The sequence below is a fragment of the Pedobacter glucosidilyticus genome, from assembly GCF_002483235.1.
Classification (GTDB): Bacteria; Bacteroidota; Bacteroidia; order Sphingobacteriales; family Sphingobacteriaceae; genus Pseudopedobacter; species Pseudopedobacter glucosidilyticum_B.
In genome coordinates this window covers 39646-58901 of the sequence record NZ_DLHN01000024.1, presented here as the reverse complement: position 1 = coordinate 58901, position 19256 = coordinate 39646, and the positions used below count along the sequence as shown (strand labels likewise).

The 19256-nt window shown below is 33.9% G+C and carries 21 protein-coding genes; 12 read left to right on the top strand and 9 right to left on the bottom strand.

Annotation, left to right across the window (positions count from 1 at the left end):
- Window positions 1-111: 111 nt before the first annotated feature.
- Window positions 112-1449 carry a dihydroorotase gene (locus B2745_RS09615; RefSeq protein WP_304065824.1) on the bottom strand — a complete coding sequence of 446 codons (1338 nt, stop codon included), beginning with the start codon at window positions 1447-1449 and terminating at the stop codon, window positions 112-114.
- Between the two features lie 76 nt (window positions 1450-1525).
- Between B2745_RS09615 and B2745_RS09610 the strand changes: the two genes are divergently transcribed.
- Genes B2745_RS09610 through gldC form a run of 3 tightly spaced genes read left to right on the top strand, consistent with a single transcriptional unit; the run spans window position 1526 to window position 3452 of the window.
- Window positions 1526-2857 carry a DEAD/DEAH box helicase gene (locus B2745_RS09610; RefSeq protein WP_304065821.1) on the top strand — a complete coding sequence of 444 codons (1332 nt, stop codon included), beginning with the start codon at window positions 1526-1528 and terminating at the stop codon, window positions 2855-2857.
- On the top strand, window positions 2854-3123 hold the full coding sequence (locus B2745_RS09605; protein WP_304065818.1) for a hypothetical protein: 270 nt from the start codon (window positions 2854-2856) through the stop codon (window positions 3121-3123). The genes B2745_RS09610 and B2745_RS09605 overlap by 4 nt, the downstream gene beginning before the upstream one ends.
- A complete protein-coding gene (gene gldC, locus B2745_RS09600; protein ID WP_026903651.1) occupies window positions 3120-3452 on the top strand; it encodes a gliding motility protein GldC in 333 nt (110 codons plus the stop codon). Before B2745_RS09605 ends, gldC begins: the two co-directional genes overlap by 4 nt.
- A gap of 23 nt (window positions 3453-3475) precedes the next feature.
- Here gldC and B2745_RS09595 read toward each other — a convergent pair whose 3' ends face one another.
- The 4 genes from B2745_RS09595 to B2745_RS09580 all read right to left on the bottom strand — a co-directional run bounded on the left by B2745_RS09595 (window position 3476) and on the right by B2745_RS09580 (window position 7668).
- Window positions 3476-5389, bottom strand: a complete 1914-nt coding sequence (locus B2745_RS09595) for an AMP-dependent synthetase/ligase (protein ID WP_304065815.1) — start codon at window positions 5387-5389, stop codon at window positions 3476-3478.
- Window positions 5390-5508: 119 nt separating this feature from the next.
- A complete protein-coding gene (locus B2745_RS09590; RefSeq protein ID WP_304065812.1) occupies window positions 5509-5835 on the bottom strand; it encodes a HesB/IscA family protein in 327 nt (108 codons plus the stop codon).
- 73 nt (window positions 5836-5908) lie between these two features.
- Window positions 5909-6322 carry a Fe-S cluster assembly scaffold IscU gene (iscU, locus tag B2745_RS09585; RefSeq protein ID WP_026903654.1) on the bottom strand — a complete coding sequence of 138 codons (414 nt, stop codon included), beginning with the start codon at window positions 6320-6322 and terminating at the stop codon, window positions 5909-5911.
- Between the two features lie 131 nt (window positions 6323-6453).
- A complete protein-coding gene (locus B2745_RS09580) occupies window positions 6454-7668 on the bottom strand; it encodes an IscS subfamily cysteine desulfurase (RefSeq protein ID WP_304065810.1) in 1215 nt (404 codons plus the stop codon).
- Between the two features lie 121 nt (window positions 7669-7789).
- Here B2745_RS09580 and mce point away from each other — a divergent pair, with 121 nt between their 5' ends.
- The 7 genes from mce to B2745_RS09545 all read left to right on the top strand — a co-directional run bounded on the left by mce (window position 7790) and on the right by B2745_RS09545 (window position 13260).
- On the top strand, window positions 7790-8191 hold the full coding sequence (mce, locus tag B2745_RS09575; RefSeq protein WP_304065807.1) for a methylmalonyl-CoA epimerase: 402 nt from the start codon (window positions 7790-7792) through the stop codon (window positions 8189-8191).
- 92 nt (window positions 8192-8283) lie between these two features.
- A complete protein-coding gene (locus B2745_RS09570; protein WP_026903657.1) occupies window positions 8284-8532 on the top strand; it encodes a type B 50S ribosomal protein L31 in 249 nt (82 codons plus the stop codon).
- A gap of 68 nt (window positions 8533-8600) precedes the next feature.
- On the top strand, window positions 8601-9785 hold the full coding sequence (locus B2745_RS09565; RefSeq protein ID WP_304065805.1) for a GlmU family protein: 1185 nt from the start codon (window positions 8601-8603) through the stop codon (window positions 9783-9785).
- 1 nt (window position 9786) lies between these two features.
- Window positions 9787-10554: a triose-phosphate isomerase gene (gene tpiA, locus B2745_RS09560; RefSeq protein ID WP_304065803.1), complete on the top strand. Its 768-nt coding sequence runs from the start codon at window positions 9787-9789 to the stop codon at window positions 10552-10554.
- A gap of 77 nt (window positions 10555-10631) precedes the next feature.
- Entirely contained in the window at window positions 10632-11468 is an 837-nt protein-coding gene (gene prmA, locus B2745_RS09555) for a 50S ribosomal protein L11 methyltransferase (protein ID WP_304065801.1), read from the top strand.
- Window positions 11469-11474: 6 nt separating this feature from the next.
- Complete coding sequence (locus B2745_RS09550) at window positions 11475-12842, top strand: UDP-N-acetylmuramate--L-alanine ligase (protein ID WP_304065799.1); 1368 nt, start codon at window positions 11475-11477, stop codon at window positions 12840-12842.
- 76 nt (window positions 12843-12918) lie between these two features.
- Window positions 12919-13260, top strand: a complete 342-nt coding sequence (locus B2745_RS09545) for a helix-turn-helix domain-containing protein (protein ID WP_026903662.1) — start codon at window positions 12919-12921, stop codon at window positions 13258-13260.
- 37 nt (window positions 13261-13297) lie between these two features.
- Here B2745_RS09545 and B2745_RS09540 read toward each other — a convergent pair whose 3' ends face one another.
- The 4 genes from B2745_RS09540 to B2745_RS09525 all read right to left on the bottom strand — a co-directional run bounded on the left by B2745_RS09540 (window position 13298) and on the right by B2745_RS09525 (window position 16521).
- Window positions 13298-14419 (bottom strand): GNAT family N-acetyltransferase, encoded by a 1122-nt coding sequence (locus B2745_RS09540; RefSeq protein ID WP_304065797.1) that lies wholly within the window; start codon window positions 14417-14419, stop codon window positions 13298-13300.
- A gap of 73 nt (window positions 14420-14492) precedes the next feature.
- The gene (locus B2745_RS09535) at window positions 14493-14672 is read right to left on the bottom strand and encodes a hypothetical protein (protein ID WP_026903664.1); all 180 of its coding nucleotides are present in this window, start codon (window positions 14670-14672) and stop codon (window positions 14493-14495) included.
- 139 nt (window positions 14673-14811) lie between these two features.
- Window positions 14812-15375, bottom strand: coding sequence for an SMC-Scp complex subunit ScpB (gene scpB / locus B2745_RS09530; RefSeq protein ID WP_304065794.1), 564 nt, complete (start codon window positions 15373-15375; stop codon window positions 14812-14814).
- 21 nt (window positions 15376-15396) lie between these two features.
- Window positions 15397-16521 carry a CofH family radical SAM protein gene (locus tag B2745_RS09525; protein ID WP_304065791.1) on the bottom strand — a complete coding sequence of 375 codons (1125 nt, stop codon included), beginning with the start codon at window positions 16519-16521 and terminating at the stop codon, window positions 15397-15399.
- 125 nt (window positions 16522-16646) lie between these two features.
- On the opposite strand from B2745_RS09525, the gene B2745_RS09520 reads away from it, so the two are divergent.
- Window positions 16647-17882, top strand: a complete 1236-nt coding sequence (locus tag B2745_RS09520; protein WP_304065788.1) for a M16 family metallopeptidase — start codon at window positions 16647-16649, stop codon at window positions 17880-17882.
- A gap of 6 nt (window positions 17883-17888) precedes the next feature.
- On the top strand, window positions 17889-19160 hold the full coding sequence (locus tag B2745_RS09515) for a M16 family metallopeptidase (RefSeq protein ID WP_304065785.1): 1272 nt from the start codon (window positions 17889-17891) through the stop codon (window positions 19158-19160).
- Window positions 19161-19256 lie beyond the last annotated feature (96 nt).

Sequence of the window (19256 nt, the reverse complement as noted above, 5' to 3'; positions counted from 1 at the left end):
TGCAAAGGTAATGAGTTTTAAATTAGGGTATGTTATTAAAATGTCATTCAAAGGGAGGTTAATGAATTTTCCTGTCTAAAAAAGCTTAGACAGGAAAAATGCTTGTAGTTATTATCTATTAAATGTTAATCTCTTTCCTTTTACAGATTCATCAAACTTGCCATGTTCATAAGCTAAATGCCCGCTTACAAAAGTGTGGGTAATTTCTGAGTGGAAAGTTGTACCCTCAAAAGGAGACCATTTACATTTTGCTAAAATATTATCTTCTTTAACGGTGTATGAAGCATTTAAATCTACCAAAACTAAATCTGCCCAGTAGCCTTCTCTAATAAAACCTCTATCAGCCAATTGGAAACAAATGGCTACGTTGTGGGCCATTTTTTCAACTATTTTTTCTAAGCTTATTTTGCCTTGTTTATGCATTTCTAACATCGCATTTAAGGCATGTTGTACCAATGGTCCACCAGAAGGAGCGTTTAAATAAGTTTGTAATTTTTCTTCCTTGGTATGTGGTGCATGGTCGGTTGCAATTACATCTATTCTATCATCTAATAAAGCTTTTAGGATTTCGTCTCTATCTGCCATTGTTTTAACAGCAGGGTTCCACTTGATCCAATTTCCTTTGGTTTTATAGTCTTCATCATGAAACCATAAATGGTGTATACAAGCTTCGGAAGTTATTTTTTTATCAGCTAAAGCTGTTTTATTATCAAATAAGAAGGTTTCTTTACCGGTAGAAATATGTAAAATATGTAATCTGGTTTGATGTTTTTTAGCTAAATCAACCGCAAAAGAAGAAGATAAATAACAAGCTTCTTCATTTCTAATGATAGGATGCATTTCTGGTGTAATAGCATCGCCATATTTTTCTTTAAATAATTGTAGGTTATGTCTTATGGTAGCTTCGTCCTCGCAATGTGTTGCTACTAACATAGGGGCGTTTTTAAATATACCTTCTAAAGTTTTTTCGTCATCTACCAACATATTTCCTGTAGAAGAACCCATAAAAACTTTAATTCCGCATACATTTTTAGGGTCAGTTTTTAAGACTTCATCTAAATTGGTATTGCCAGCACCCATGTAAAAAGAATAATTGGCTAATGATTTTTGCTGGGCAATTTGATATTTATCTGCCAACAATTCTTGGGTTAAAGCATTAGGTACGGTATTTGGCATTTCCATATAAGTAGTAATACCTCCAGCAACAGCCGCCTTTGCTTCGGTATAAATTTCTCCTTTATGGGTTAAACCAGGTTCTCTAAAATGGACTTGGTCATCAATACAGCCTGGTAATAAATATTTACCTTCGGCATTAATTTCTTTAGCTTCTGGAGCGCTCAGCTGACTTCCAATTTTTGCTATTTTACCGTCTTTAATAAGAACATCGGCAACGGTTTGCTTGCCTTCGTTTACAAGTGTTGCTGCTTTGATAAGGATTGAATTTGCCATGCTGCTAAGTTAATTAAAATCTAAAATCGTATTCTAATAAATCGTAGCTAGATTTGTATTTTGTATCTTTGCCGCTATGTCCAAAACATTCGAGGATTTTAATTTCAATAAACAGGTTCTTAACGCTATTGCTGATGCAGGTTATGAAACACCAACACCCATTCAAATAAAAGCGATTCCGCCTATTTTAAACGGACAAGATGTTTTAGGAATAGCGCAAACCGGGACAGGGAAAACCGCAGCTTATGTTTTGCCTATGATTATGAAATTAAAATATGCACAAGGAAATGATGTTAGAGCTTTAATTGTTGCGCCAACCAGAGAATTGGCTATACAGATAGAAGAGAATGTTAAACTTTATGCTAAATATACCGATTTAAGAATTGTTGCACTTTATGGCGGTTTAGGGCCTAAAACACAAATAGAGCAACTGGCAAAGGGTTTAGATATTTTGATTACTACACCTGGCAGATTTACAGATTTATACCTCGAGGGGCATATTGCAACAAAGAAGCTACAAATATTAGTTTTGGATGAAGCTGATAAGATGATGGATATGGGCTTTATGCCACAAATCAATAAAATCTTAGAAGTAGTGCCTCAGAAAAGACAAAATTTACTTTTTTCTGCCACCATGAGTGCTAAAGTAGAGAAACTGTCAGAAAACTTTTTGCTTTGGCCTACAAAAGTAGAAGTAAGCTTACAAGCAACACCAGCAGAAACTGTTACACAGGAACTTTACTTTGTGCCTAATTTTAAAACTAAAATTAACTTATTAAAGATTTTTGTAGAGGACGACCCTAGTGTAGAGAAGCTTATTATATTTTGTAAGAGCAGGGCTAATGCAGAAAATGTTTATAAATTTCTTTTAAGAAGATTTAATGATAGCCATGTAAAGGTTCTACATGCCAATAAAGGACAAAATACACGTATAAATTCTATTAATGCGTTTAAAAACGAAGAAGTTAGAATTTTAGTAGCTACGGATGTTGCTGCCCGAGGTATCGATGTTAGTAATGTTACGCATGTCATAAACTTTGATGTACCCGTGGTGATAGAAGATTATGTACACCGTATTGGCAGAACCGGCAGAGCGTTAAAGGTTGGTAAAGCTATTACCTTTTGTAATCCGGCAGAAGAGCTTTATATCCGTAAGGTGGAGAACCTCATCAGACAAACCATACCTGTTTATGATATTCCAGAGAAGGTTTATATTGAAGAAACACCTTATGAGGAGCGCCAAAGCATAGCAAGGGAAATCGATGATCAAAAGAAACGTGAAAATCCAGATTTTAAAGGTGCTTTTCATGAGAAGAAAACGCAAAACCAAAAAGCTAAATTTAAAGCTCAGCGAGCTAAGGCTACAGGTAAAAGACCTGTTTCATCAAGCAAAAAAAGGAAAAGATGAAGAATTTGAAGTTTACACCTTTAACCTTAGTCATTGCTTGCTGTATCACCTACTCATGCTATATGTTTTTAGGTTTTGATGCCTCTAAAAATGCAGGAATAGGCGTAAATTCAAAAGTTTTTTTTACACTATTACTAGCCGTTATTCTTTGGCTTACCGATTTACTTTTTAGAAGATTTGTTCTTGATAAAAGATGGCTTTGGTTGATACAAGGCTCTTTTATCATACTTATAATATTAATGATTTTAATTTTTCAAACGATATGAAGAAAGCAGAAATAAAACTAACGATAGAGCTTGATGATAATAATGTTCCTGAAAATATTACTTGGGAATCTAGTGATGCAGAAAACAAAGAAGCTTTGGCAGTAAAATCAATGATGTTGGCCTTGTGGGATCATAATTTCAAAAACAGCTTAAGAATTGATTTGTGGACGAAAGATATGCCTGTAGATGAAATGAAGAGATTCTTTTATGAGACTTTACAAACCATGGCTGATAGTTTTTTAAGAGCTACTGGAGAAAAAAATATTGTTGAAGATTTAAGAGATTACTGTGCCCATTTTGCAGAAAAAATGGAAATCATGGAGAAATAATCAAAGATAAAAAGCAGACTGGATTAATCCATGTCTGCTTTTTCTAAATACATATCCTCAATAGCTTCGGCGTATTTTTTCTCAATCACTTTACGCTTTGCTTTCATGGTTGGTGTCATCTCGCCTTCTTCAATACTAAAAGGGTTTCTTTTAATTTTAAAGTTTTTGATACGCTCAAACTTGGCTAACTCATTAGAGAAACGCTTAATATCATCTTCAATCCATTTATGAATAGTTTCATCTTCAATAAATAAATCTGCTTGCTCAAAAAAGCTGTTATTTAGATTAAAGGTTTCTTGCATAGTTTCTCTGGCAGGGGTGATGATAGCTGTAACGTATTCTTTTTTATCGCCAATGAGGAAAACACTTTCAATTTTAGGACTTTTCAAATAGGTGTTTTCAACCGGGGTTGGATAAATGTTTTTACCGAAAGCATTTACCAGCATATTCTTTAACCTATCTGTAATTTGTAGGTTGCCTTTGTAAAATCTCCCAATATCTCCGGTGTGGAACCAGCCTTCAATATCAATAACTGACGCAGTTTCTAAAGGTTTATTCCAATAGCCCTGCATTACGCAATGTCCTCTTACGCAAATTTCCCCTTCTTCGCTGGTATAGTCCTCCTTAAAGGTATCATGGGTTTGAATGGTTATAAATTCTTTAGTTTCTACATCTTGTATACCAACTTCTATCCCCGGAATTACCCTGCCAACGGTGCCATAAACCTGACGGTGGTATTCTGTAACAGACATTACTGGTGAGGTTTCTGTTAAGCCAAAGCCTTCCAAAATTTTGATACCTAGGTTTCCGAAAAACTCGCCTACATTTTTAGGTAAAGCGGCACCACCAGAAATCATAAATTTTAAACGTCCGCCTGTTTTTTCTTTTATCTTGCTGAAAACCAGTTTCTCGGCAATATTTTGTTTTAATGATAACAGCAATCCTGGGGTTTTACCTGCTTCTAATACCATACGATGTGCTTGTCCAACTTCCAAAGCCCATAAAAATATTTTGGCTTTTGTGCCTCCAGCTGCCGTTCCACTTTTAATAGCTTTATCATGTATTTTCTCTAACAATCTTGGTACGCAAGACATTACCGTTGGTTTTACTTCTCCCATATTGCTGGCTAGAAGTTCTAGACTTTGCGCAAAAGCTATTTGGCAACCTACCGTACAGCAAACATGATAAGTTGCTGTTCTTTCAAAAACATGAGATAGGGGTAAGAAGGATAAAAATAAATCTGTTTTATCAATAACAGGAATTTGCTCTAAACAAACTTTAACATTTTCAACAAAGTTAGCGTGGCTAAGCATAACTCCTTTAGGGGTACCGGTTGTGCCTGATGTATAAATTAATGCAGATAAATCAGTAGGTAAAACAGCTGCTCTGGCTAAAGTTATTTCGGCTTGATTTTTATTTACAGATAAGCGTCCTTCCTGTATAAGTTCATCGAAACTGATTACACCAGCTTGTAAGTCGGCTTTTTCAATAATTTTATGATAATCGTCAAAGTTAGCTACGATTCTAATTAAGGAAGGGCAGTTATTCGCAATTTTTATAATTTTCTTTAATAAGAAATGAGTTCCTACCAAAAGAGTTTTTATACCCGAATCATTAATAATATACTCTATTTCATGTTCTGTAAGCGTAGGATAGATAGAAGTATTTATAGCACCTAGTTGTTGTAAGCCTTGGTCGAAAAATACATATTCTGGGCAGTTTTCTAGGATAAAACCAAGCCTGTCTCCCTTCTTAATTCCCATTTCTAAGAGGTAAGAAGATACTGCATCAGCATTTTCTAAGGTTTTTTGGTAAGATATTTCTTCCCAATAATCCTTTACCTTTCTTTTAAGAAAGGTACGGTCAGCAGGATGAATTTTATCCACAACATTTCTTAATAAATGTGGTATAGTAGTTTTCTCTGTTATTAAATTCATTTTAATAAAGACTTTTTATAACGGGTTGTTTAAAGACAATATTATGTTATTTAAAGTAATAAAACAACAAAAGGCATCCTTTATAGAATGCCTTTTAATATTGTAATATCAATAATACTTTATACAGAGAAACTTTCGCCACATCCGCAGGTTCTGCTAGCGTTTGGATTGATAAAGTTAAATCCTTTGCCATTTAAACCATCAGAAAAATCAAGTTCGGTGCCAGCTAAGTAAAGAAAAGATTTCATGTCTAAAACAATCTTAACTCCTTTATCTTCAAAAGCTTGATCTCCTTTTTGAGTTTCGTTATCAAAATCCATATTATAAGATAAACCAGAACAACCGCCACCTTTAACAGAAACTCTTAAAAAATAAGAACTATCCAAGTTAGCTTCTGACATCAGCTCCTCTACTTTTTGCTTTGCTTTATCTGTTATTGTAACCATATTTTTAAGTATTGGGTATTAAGTAATGAGTACTGCGAAGTCTCATTACGCAATACGTTAAACGCAATACAAATTAATGATGTGATTTTTCCAACTCTAAAGCTGGTAAACCATTTTTAACTCTGTAATCATTGATTGCAGACTTGATTGCATCTTCTGCTAAAACTGAGCAGTGAATTTTTACCGGAGGTAAAGCAAGTTCTTCTACAATATCCATGTTATCAATAGTGATAGCATCATCAATAGATTTACCTTTTAACCACTCTGTAGCTAAAGAAGAAGAAGCAATTGCAGAACCACAACCAAAAGTTTTAAACTTTGCATCGGTAATGATATTGTTTTCATCAACTTCAATCTGTAAGCGCATAACGTCGCCACACTCTGGTGCACCAACTAAACCTGTACCCACATTTTTTTTACTTTTATCCAAAGTACCCACGTTTCTTGGGTTACTGTAGTGGTCGATTACTTTATCTGAATATGCCATTTTATTTAAGATTTAAGATTTACGACTTTCAATCTAGAGCCGTAAATCAGTGTTTACATTTTTATGTTAATCTAATTTTAGGTTTCATAAGTGAAAATCTAAAATCGTAATTCATTTATTCGTAATTAAGATTAATGTTCTGCCCATTCAATAGAATCTAAGTCTATTCCTTCTTTAAACATTTCCCAAAGCGGAGAAAGTTCTCTTAAGTGGTTAACAGCTTTCTTAGTATTTTCTATTGCAAAATCAACTTCTTCTTCTGTTGTAAAGCGTCCTAATCCAAATCTGATAGAAGAGTGTGCTAAATCATCAGATAAACCAAGATTTTTTAATACATAAGAAGGTTCTAAAGATGCTGATGTACAAGCAGAACCAGAAGAAACTGCCATATCTTTCATGGCCATCATCAAACCTTCTCCTTCAACGTATTTGAAAGAGATGTTGGTTGTGTGTGGCAATCTGTTTGCTTTGTTACCATTAACGTAAGACTCTTCTAATTCTAATAAACTATTTTCTAGTTTATCTCTTAAAGCAGAAAGTCTTTTAGCGTCTTGTTCCATTTCTAACTGGCAAAGTTCGCAAGCTTTACCAAAGCCCACAATACCAGGAACATTTAATGTACCAGAACGCATACCTCTTTCATGGCCACCGCCATCCATTTGAGATGTTACCTTAACTCTTGGATTTTTTCTTCTTACGTAGAGTGCACCAACACCTTTTGGGCCGTACATTTTATGACCTGTAAAAGCCATCAAATCAATACCATCTTCATTTACATTAACAGGTATTTTACCTACTGCTTGTGTAGCATCAGAAAAAAATAAGGCTCCGTGTTTGTGTGCTATAGCAGATATTTCTTTTATAGGTTGGATAACACCAATTTCGTTATTTCCGTACATCACAGAAACTAAGATGGTTTGCGGAGTCATGGCAGCCTCTAATTTTTGTAAGTCAACTAAACCATCAGACTCTACTTCAAGGTAAGTAACCTGAGCGCCTAGTTTTTCTAAATGTTTACAGGTATCTAAAACAGCTTTGTGTTCTGTTGTTAAAGTAATGATATGATTACCCTTATCTTTATACATTTCGTAAACGCCTTTGATGGCTAAGTTGTCAGACTCTGTAGCACCAGAAGTGAAAATGATTTCTTTTTCTGAGGCACCAATCAATTTTGCAACTTGTTCACGAGCATAATCAACAGCCTCTTCTGCAACCCAACCAAATGGATGGTTTCTGCTGGCAGCATTTCCAAATTTTTGAGTAAAATAAGGTAGCATCGCTTCTAGTACCCTAGGGTCCATCGGCGTTGTTGCATTATTATCTAGATATATAGGTGTAGTTAACATCTTGTGTATTATTTAGAATTATTTTAAATCAACAACAAAGATAAGAAAAAAGTTTTGGAGAGGGTATATATATTGTCTATATAGCTATAGGTAAATTAGTCATAAAAATGCAATTTTGAGTATGAAGAAATTAGACCACGTAGGTATTGCAGTACGGAATTTGAAAGATGCTATCCCGGTTTTTGAAGCTGTCATGAATACGAAAGTTTACAAAGAGGAAGATGTGCCAGAACAACAAGTGAGAACTGTTTTTTTACAAGCCGGAGAAAGTAAAATTGAACTCTTGGAAGCATTAAGTGATGAAAGTGCTATTGCTAAATTCATAAATAAGAAAGGGGAGGGGGTGCATCATTTGGCTTTTGAAGTTGATGATATTTTTGAAGAGATTAAAAGACTGCAAGCTTTAGGTTATGAACTGATTAATCCTGAACCCAGAAAAGGTGCTGATGATAAATGGATTGCCTTCTTACATCCTAAAAATACTAAGGGTGTTTTGATAGAAATTTGCCAGCAAATAGGGTAATTCAAAAAAAAGTAGAATTCATTTGATTTTTCAGATAATAAATTAATATATTTGCCCCTCTTAAAAATGGGACTGAAAGGAACTGAAATATAATGAAAAAAGATTTGCATCCATCAAACTACAGATTAGTTGTTTTTAAAGATATGTCTAACGAATATGCTTTCTTAACTAAATCTTGTATCAATACAAACGAAACCGTTAAATGGGAAGACGGTAATGAGTATCCTCTAGTAAAATTAGAGATTTCTCATACTTCACACCCTTTTTACACTGGTAAAATGAAGTTGGTAGATACTGCCGGACGTATTGATAAATTCAAAAATCGTTACGCAAAAAAATAATTTTATAAAAAAGATATTTTTTATAAAGTCCCGGCTAATTTGTCGGGACTTTTTTGTTTTTTTGCAGCATGGCAGTCATTCTATTTGATGATCAATCCAGGGAAAGTTTATTCCCTTTGACATTTACCCGCCCAGTAGCAGACCTTAGAATTGGTATACTCACCATTTCAAAAAAATGGGAGCATTATCTACAACAAGAATCATCTTACTTAACCAAAGATTATCTTCAGATCAAATATCCAACTCTAATTCAAGCACAAAATATTTTTATTAATGGTTCTGTTCTTCCAAATAAATCTTTGTTAGAAGCCATTGATGCTTTAAAAGAGGCAGAGCTTTTAGTAAAAGACCATGTTGTTATTGCTATTAAATTAGCTGATACTGATGCAAAAGCTTTTAATCTTCATGATTTAGGCAAATACGCTCGGGTAAATTTTGAAAGTACTTTTACTAAATTGGTTTATCCTGAGGATATTTTTAAATATAATGCCCAGGAAATCAGTGCTGATTTTGATTTGTTAACCAAAAACAGAACATCGGCTACTTTAAGTAGTACCAATACCATTATAGGTGAGCATATTTTTGTTGAAGAAGGTGTGGAAGCAGAATGCTCTTCATTTAATACTAAAAATGGGCCTATATATTTGGGTAAAAATGCGCAGGTTTGGGAAGGTACACATATAAGAGGTAGTTTTGCCCTTTGTCATGATTCTCAGGTAAAAATGGGAGGTAAAATATACGGAGGTACAACTATTGGTCCTTATTGTAGAGTTGGTGGAGAAATTAATAATGCTGTTATCTGGGGGCGCTCATCAAAAGGGCATGATGGTTATTTAGGAAATGCTGTTGTAGGAGAGTGGTGTAACATAGGTGCGGATTCTAATAACTCTAATCTCAAAAATAATTACGACGAGGTAAAACTATGGGATTATAACAGCCAAAGATTTAGAAAAACTGGTTTGCAATTTTGCGGCTTAATCATGGCAGACCATTCCAAATGCGGTATCAATACCATGTTTAATACAGGAACTGTAGTGGGTGTTAGTGCTAATGTATTTGGTGCGGGTTTCCCTAGAAACTTTGTGCCGGATTTTGCCTGGGGTGGTGCACATGGTTTTGAGGTTTATCAATTAAAAAAAATGTTTATTACCGCAGAGGAAGTTTTTAAAAGAAGAGATCACATCTTTAATGATGTTGAAAAGGATATATTAACACATATTTTCAATTATACAGAAGCATACAGAAGATTTTAACATGAGAAAAAAAATAGTTGCAGGAAACTGGAAAATGAATAAAGATTATACCGAAGGAATGAGTTTATTTTCTGAGGTAGTAAATATGGTAAATGACGAGGTACAAGGTCAGCAAGAGGTTGTTGTTTGCGCACCTTATATCCATTTACATAGCTTAGTAGCTTTAGGTAAGGGTAATCAAAAGGTTGCTGTTGGTGCTCAAAACTGTCATCAGGAAGAGTCTGGGGCTTATACAGGAGAAATTTCTGCTGGTATGCTTACATCTATAGGCGTTCAGTATGTGATTTTAGGTCACTCAGAACGCAGACAGTATTTTGGTGAGGATAATGCGCTTTTAGCTAAGAAGACTGATATCGCATTAAAGAACAACATAAAACCTATATTTTGTATAGGAGAGACTTTAGAAGAACGCGAGAGTGGTAAGCATTTCGATATCATTAAATCACAGTTAGCGGAAGCAACTTTCCATTTATCAGCAGCAGATTTTTCTAAATTAGTGATTGCTTACGAGCCTGTTTGGGCTATCGGTACAGGTGTTACAGCTTCTTCTGAACAAGCACAAGAAGTCCATGCTTTTATTAGAAAAGAAATAGCTGCTAAATATGGTGAAGCTATTGCAGAGGCAACCACCATTTTGTACGGTGGCAGTTGTAATCCTAAAAATGCGGCTGAATTATTCTCCCAAACAGATATTGATGGTGGTTTAATTGGAGGGGCATCATTAAAATCCAGAGATTTTTTAGATATCGTAAAAGTTTTCAATCAATAATCTTCATCTTAAAATTTCAAAACTTACAGTATATTTATCAATAGCTGTAAGTTTTTTTTTGCCATAAACTCATCATCATGAACTATTACGAATTGGTATTTACCCTTATTTCTGCCGAAGATTTTCATCAAGATTTACTGATTAATGAGCTTGCAGGAATAGGTTTTGATACTTTTGAAGAAACAGATTTAGGCTTTAAAGCTTACATAAAATCGGTAGATTTTAATAAAGAGCAAATAGATCAGGCTTTAAAGGCTTACCATGAAATGTTTACTTTTAATTATGAAATCAATCTTATTCCTCAGAAGAACTGGAATGAAGTGTGGGAAAGCAATTTTTCTCCGATAGAATTAAAAGATCAGATTTACATTAGAGCAACTTTTCATGAGCCTAAGCCGCATTTTGCTTATGAGATTGTGATAGACCCAAAAATGGCTTTTGGTACTGGGCATCATCAAACTACAGTTTTAATGTTAGAATGGTTATTAGAAACGGAGTTGAAAGATAAAACTGTTTTAGATATGGGTTGCGGTACGGGTATTTTGGCTATTCTGGCTTCTAAACTAGGTGCAAAAGAAGTAGACGCTATAGATTACGATGAATTGAGTTATGATAGTGCTTTAGAAAATGCTGTCTTAAATGATATTCAAAATCTTACGGCCATTTGTGGTTCTAAAGAGGTTATTCCAAACAAAACTTATGATGTTATTTTGGCTAACATCAATAGAAATATTCTGCTAGACCAAATAGAGCGCTATGCTACTGCGTTAAAAGCAGGTGGAGAGTTGTTTATGAGTGGTTTTTATCAGGAACCAGATTTAGAAATCATTGTTGACGAAGCTAGAAAGTATGATTTGAAATTTATTTCGCATAAGGAGTTAAATAATTGGGTTTCAGCTAAATTTATAAAATAAAAAATTTTGAGAGTACATTTTATCGCCATTGGGGGTGCTGCTATGCATAATTTGGCTATTGCACTACATTTAAAAGGATTTAAGGTTACAGGTTCTGATGATGTTGTTTTTGAACCATCAAAATCCAGATTAGCGAAACATGGTTTGTTACCCGTGGCAGAAGGTTGGCATGAAACGAATATTAGCGCTGATCTTGACGCTGTTATTTTAGGGATGCATGCTAAAGCAGATAATCCTGAACTTTTGAAAGCTCAGGCCTTAAACATTCCTATTTATTCTTATCCTGAATATATTTATGAGCAATCAAAACAGAAGAAGCGTATTGTAGTTGGTGGCAGTCATGGTAAAACAACCATAACCTCCATGATTCTTCATGTATTAAAGTACCATAAAAAAGATTTTGATTATCTGGTAGGTGCACAAATAGAAGGTTTTGATAATATGGTTGGTTTATCTGATGCTCCATTGATCATTATTGAGGGAGATGAGTATTTAGCATCACCTATTGATAGAAGACCAAAGTTTCATTTGTATAAAGCGCATGTGGGTATAATCAGCGGTGTAGCCTGGGATCATATCAATGTGTTTCCCACTTTTGAGAATTATAAGGAGCAGTTTACGAAGTTTATAGATACGATAGAGCCTGATGGAACCTTAATTTATTGTGAAGATGATGCAGCTCTTAAAGCTTTGGTAAATAATTATAGCAATATCAAATCTTTAAAAATTCTTCCTTATGTGGCGCATGAAGCTATCATAAAATTTGGGAAAACATTTCTGTTGGATAGTGAGAAAGAGCAGTTACCCTTAGAAATATTTGGTGCGCATAATTTAATGAATTTAAACGCGGCTAAATTAGCATGTTTAGAAGCTGGAATTAATGAAAAGGAATTTTATGAGGCCATAAAATCTTTTAAAGGAGCAGCTAGAAGATTAGAAAAGCTAGCAGAAAATGATGATGCAGTAATTTATAAAGATTTTGCCCATTCGCCATCTAAGCTTAAAGCTACTGTTGAGGCTGTAAAACAACAATATCCAGAAAGAAAATTAATTGCATGTATAGAATTACATACTTTTTCTAGTTTAAACAGAAACTTTTTAAATGAATATGCGTATACATTAAACCATGCGGATGAGGCAATAGTCTTAATAGATGACAAAGTGTTAAAACAAAAAGGTATGGAGGCTTTTACAGAACAAGAAATCTTTGATGCTTTTAAATCAAAAGATATAAAGTTTTTTAATCAGCCTGAAAAAATAAAAGCCTACTTGTTAACGTTTGAGTTAAGAGATGCTAATTTATTGTTAATGAGCTCAGGTAATTTTGGAGGTATTGATTTAGTTACATTAGCAAAAAAATTGCTATACAATTAATTTTTATATTATTTTTGACACCTGTCAAATTTTTAATAAATTTAAAGGTTAAAAAAGTTTTTTAGTAAGGTTAAAGATGAAGTTATTAGGAAAAAAAATCAGATTATTAAGACACCAAAAAGGGTGGAGCCAGGAAGATGTTTCTAAGCAATTAGATATTTCTATTCCTGCTTTTTCAAAAATTGAAACAGGAATTACAGATGTAAATTTATCAAGACTAGAGCAAATATCTGCTTTATTTGATATGACTGTGGTTCAGTTATTAACTTACAATGATCCGGAGCAGGAATTAAAGTACGCATCTGATCTTGAAATGATTACTAAAAAGCTGCAAGAAAGAGAATCGGAAGTTATCGATCTTCAGAAAAAAGTAATAGAGCTTTATGAGGAGATTAGAAATATGAAATCTTTTGCATAAAATTTATAGAGAGGGCAATTAAGCCCTCTCTGTTTTTTTATGGGAATTTAAATCTCATTGTGGCGTGTCTTTTACCAAATGTAGCTCCGGTAGCTTCATGGATAGCCAACATTTTATCGTTAAAATCTCCTACCCATGATAGTTCTAACTCATCATACTGGTTTAATGGTAAAACATATTCTTTCAATTTTATAAAAAGAGCTGATTCTAATCCATGTTTCTGGAATTTTTCTTTTGTTCCCATTACAATAGCTCTCATTCTGTTTACCCCTTTTGTTTTATAATAAAGAAATTTAAGTTTTTCTATGAGTCCTAATTTACCTTTAAGGGGCTTAATCATGAGATTAGCATCTGGTAAAATAACCACAAAAGAGGCTGGTTCATCATTAACATAAGCAAACCAAATCAGTTTAGGGTCCATAATTAATTTCATTTTATTGAAACTTTCCAGAACTGTTTCGTATTTGATGGGAGAAAAGTTAGGGAAATTTTTCCAGGCATCATTATAAATTTCCATAAAATCTGATGCAAACTTTTCAAAGTTTTTGGTATCTAAATGCTTAAAGCTGTAACCATCTTTTTTTGCAACCCAATTTGCAATTTTTGTAAAGCGCTCTGGAAAAGGTTTTTTTACGGCTAAATGATTGGTGATTTGTTCATAAATTGTTTTAAAACCATAATCTTCAAAATGCTTTTTGTAATATGGTTTATGGTAATTCATGCCATAAGATGGATGTGAGAATCCTTCTATCAATAAGCCCCAAAAATTATCATTTTCACCAAAATTGATAGGGCCATCCATAGCTTCCATGCCATTGTTTTTTAACCAATTTTGAGCAGTATCAAACAATAGTTTAAAAGCTTCTGGATTATCAATACATTCTATAAATCCTATACCTCCAGTTGCTTGTTCAAAAGTATAGGCTTTTTTATCATTTATAAAAGCTGCTATTCTGCCAATACAAGTTTGGTTATCATCATATAAAAGCCAACGGATAACTTTACCATGGTTATGGAAATTGTTTTTCTTAGCATCAAATACTGCTTCAATATCCTGGTCTAATGGGCAAACCCAATGTTCATCATCTTTGTAAATAGCCTTTGCAACGTTTAAAAACTGTTGTTTATCTTTTATAGAGCTTACCTCTTTTATTAGCATTATGAAATATTAAGCAGAAATAAAAAAAGCATTCCATATAGAAATGCTTATAGAAATATTTAATTAATGAGGATTAAAAATCGTCATCGTCATCAAAATCATTAAAATCGTCTATTCCTCCCAAATCATCTATAGGAAGGTCAAACTCATCTTCTTCTTCATCCATGAATTTGTTGTTTGCTTTAGCATCTTCAGGTTTTTCTATGCCTGGATTCTCACTGTTCTTTGATAATGGTTTTTTAGGAGTTTTCATGAATTTAAATTTTACTCTTAGCTCTATTAAAGTTAATAAGATTTTATAAATATTTAAACAATAATTTTTTTGTTTTTGTTGCCAAACTGTAGCTCAAAAATAGAAGGAAATTCTAATTCCAAAAAATCAAAAGCATAAATTATTCATTTTTTTCTCCTATTTCTGAGGATTCTGTACTTTCTAAATCTTTCAACTGTGGTAGGTCTAATACAGAGTTTATACCGAAATAGTCTAAGAAATAAGTACTTAGGTTGTACAACAGTGGTCTGCCCGGGCTATTAGCTTTGCCTGCTATGGTAATAAAATCTTTTTCTAATAATTTTTGGATGGTATAATCGCAGCTTACTCCTCTTATTTGTTCTATTTCTAGTTTGGTTATAGGTTGTCTGTAGGCGATGATTGCTAAGGTTTCTAAAGCTGCCTGACTTAGCTTTTTCTTAGAACGTTGTATATAAAGTTGTTGTAAAATTGGTTGCGTTTCTTTTTTTGTTAGAAATTGGTAACCACCGCCTGTTTTAGCTAGCTCAATAGCAGATTCTTCTTGAGCATATCTATTCTGAATATTATTGATATGAGTAAGTACTTCTGCATCGCTAATATCTTCTTGTAAAGTTATTTGCAAACAAGCCAAAATCTCTTCTAAGCGGATGCTGGTATCAGAGGCGAAAATAAGTGCTTCGATATATTTTTCTGTCATACTCATGGGCTACAAAGAAAAATAAAATTAATAGTTAATTTCTTGCTGAAGGAAATCTTTTTCCTCCGTTCTCCATTCATATAACTGATTTCTTAGTTGTGGCTCAAAACCAGCTTCTTTAATAGCTTCTTTAATGCCATTTGATGTAAACCTATGTGGAGCACCAGCAGCACTTACAACGTTTTCTTCTATCATGATAGAGCCAAAATCGTTAGCACCTGCATGTAAGCATAATTGAGCAACTTGTTTGCCTACGGTTAACCATGATGCTTGAATGTTTTTAATATTAGGCAGCATAATTCTGCATAAAGCTATCATTCTGATGTATTCATCGCCAGTAACATCATTGGTAATACCTCTGATTTTTTTAAGCAAGGTACCATCATCCTGAAAAGGCCATGGAATAAAAGCGGTAAAACCATAATGTCCTTCGGGTTTTTCTGCTTGCACTTCTCTTATCCAAACCAAATGTTCAAAACGTTCTTCTATCGTTTCTATGTGGCCAAACATCATGGTTGCAGATGTTGCAATGTTTAGTTTATGAGCGGCTCGCATCACATCCAGCCATTCTTGGCCACCACATTTACCTTTAGAGATTAAGCGTCTTACCCTATCATTTAAAATCTCTGCACCAGCACCCGGTAGAGAATCTAAGCCGGATTCTTTTAAAACTTTTAGCACATCATAATGGCTCATGCTTTCTAGTTTAGCAACATGGGCAATTTCTGGGGGACCTAAAGCATGTAATCTTAATGTAGGATACAGTTCTTTCAATTGCTTAAATAAATCAGCATAAAATTGTAAACCCAAATCAGGATGATGCCCTCCTTGAAGCAGTAACTGATCTCCGCCTAAGCGAAAAGTTTCCTCTATCTTTATTTTGTAGGTTTCTATATCGGTGATATAACTTTCCTCGTGGCCTGGTCTTCTAAAAAAGTTACAAAACTTACAATTGGCAATGCAAACATTGGTGGTGTTAACATTACGGTCTATTTGCCAGGTAACTTTGCCATGCGGAACTTGTTTTTTTCTTAGTTCGTTAGCTACATACATGAGCTCTGGAGTGCTTGCATGATGATATAAGTAAACCCCTTCCTGTAGCGATAAAAACTCAAAGTTTAACGCTCTGCTTAATAATTCAGCAACATTCATATACAAAAATACTTTATTCAGTTTGATTTGTTTTAGAAATCATTAAGTTTAAACTTTGTTGACTATGTCTTGACAACAAATCCACCAGATATACACAATTTTGCTGTTTGTTTATAAATTCTTTTATGATTCATTTTGAGCGATTTACTTTAGAAAACGGTTTAAAAGTTTTGGTACATGAAGACCATACCACACCTATGGCTGTTTTAAATATTTTATATGATGTAGGAGCTAGGGATGAGCATCCGGATAAAACGGGTTTTGCCCATTTATTTGAGCATTTGATGTTTGGCGGTTCTATTCATATACCTTCTTATGATGAGCCTTTGCAGCGTGTTGGAGGCGAAAACAACGCCTTTACCAGTAACGATATCACCAACTACTACATTACTTTGCCAGCTGTAAATTTAGAAACCGCTTTTTGGCTAGAATCAGATAGGATGCTGAGTTTGGCATTTTCTGAAAAAAGCTTAGAGGTGCAAAAAAATGTAGTTTGCGAGGAGTTTAAACAGCGTTATTTAAATCAACCTTATGGCGATGTTTGGTTGAAACTGCGTCCGTTGGTATATAAAAAACACTCGTACCAATGGCCAACGATAGGTAAAGAGCTATCTCATATAGAAAATGCAGAAATGGCTGATGTGAAAGCTTTTTTCAAAAAGCATTATAACCCACAAAATGCAATTTTGGTAGTAGGTGGTGCAGTTGATAAAGCAAAAGTTAAAGAGCTGGCAGAGAAATGGTTTGGGCCCATCCCAGCAGGAGAAAAATACTTGAGAAACTTGCCAGAAGAACCTAAGCAATTAGCAGAAGTTAAAGAAACTGTTTTTGCTGATGTTCCTTTAAATGCTATTTATAAAGTCTTTAAAATGCCGGGAAAAATGGATGAACGTTACCCTGCTATAGATTTAATTTCTGATATTTTATCGCAAGGAAAATCATCCAGATTATACCGTAATCTGGTTAAAGAACAACAGCTGTTTAGTGATGTTAACGCTTATAATTATGGAAGTTTGGATACGGGTATGTTCATTGTAGAGGGTAGATTAAACCCAGGTATCGGTGTAGAAACTGCTGATGAAGCTATCTGGGCAGAGTTAGAGCAACTTAAAAATCAATTAGTTAATGATGATGAATTAACTAAAGTGAAAAATAAGTTTGAGTCTACCTTAACTTTCTCTGAAATGAGTTTGTTAGACCGAGCCATGAATATTGCTTTTTATGAATTGATGGGAGATGCTTCACTTTTTAACGCCGAAGTTGATAAGTATTTAGGTGTTACTGCAGCACATATCCAAGAGCAAGCACAGCAATTGTTTACCAAAGAACAAGCCACTACGTTATATTATTTAGCTAAATAAAGCACCATGTTAGATAGAACCACAGCACCTCAGTTTAAAAATATTGAGGATATAAATTTTATACAAGCCAGCAAACATCAATTAGCTAATGAGATTCCTGTTTTCATCATCAATGCTGGTGAGCAAGAATTGGTAAGGATAGAGTTTATTTTTAAAAATGTTAATTGGGATATTCAAAAACCACTTTTATCATTAGCTGCTAATACCATGTTAAATGATGGTACCAGTAATTTAAGCGGAGCAGAGATTGCTAATAAAATAGATTATTATGGAGCGTTTTTTCAAACGGAATTTGGCTTAGACCGCTCTGCAGTTGTACTGTATTCTTTAAATAAGCATTTATCTAATACCTTACCGATTATTAAAGAAGTCTTAACAGATTCTGTTTATCCTGAAAAGGAAGTGAATACTTTTATCAATAACCAAAAGCAAAAGTTAAAAGTAAGCTTAGAAAAGAACGATTTTTTAGCAAGAAGACAGTTTAGCAAGGCTATTTTTGGCGATACCATTTATGGTTTTTCATCAAATTTGGAGGATTATGATGCTTTAAATCAAGCAGATTTAAGAGTGCATTTTGAGCAAATTTATCATCCTGCAAATTGCACCATATTGGTTTCTGGTAAAGTAAATGATGATATTTTAACACTTTTGGATAGCCTTTTTGGTGATTGGAAAAGCGAGATTACTTTTAAACCTAACACGGTTGAGTTTAAAGCTGCTGATGAGAAATATCATTATATAGAAAAAGCACAAGCTTTACAATCAGCTATAAGAATCGGGATACCTTCTATCAACAGAAAGCATAAAGATTTTCCGGCTTTGCAAGTGCTAAACACGGTTTTAGGAGGATATTTTGGTAGCAGATTGATGGCTAATATCAGAGAAGATAAAGGTTATACCTACGGAATAGGCTCTGCAAATGTATCGTTAGAACAAGCCGGATACTTTTTTATAGCTTCTGAGGTAGGTACTGATGTTTGTGCTGATACTTTGGTGCAAATAGAAAAGGAAATTAATATACTTAAAACCGAGTTGATAGGAGAGGAAGAACTAGCCTTGGTTAAAAATTATCTTTTAGGAAGTCTATTAGGCAGCTTAGAGAATGCTTTTTCACATGCTGATAAGTTTAAGAATATTTACTTCTTCAATCAGGATTACACGTATTACACCAATTATATCAATACCATTAAAACCATAAATGCTTCACAATTATTAGAGCTAGCCAATAAATATTGGGATTTTGACCAATTTTATAAGGTAATTGTGGGGAAGGTTTAGGTACCTAACTAAAGGTGATGATTCATTTAATCACCTTTAGTTAAATTATTTCTTCCAATCCCAAAAAAATAATCTACCTTTGTGCGGCAAATAAAG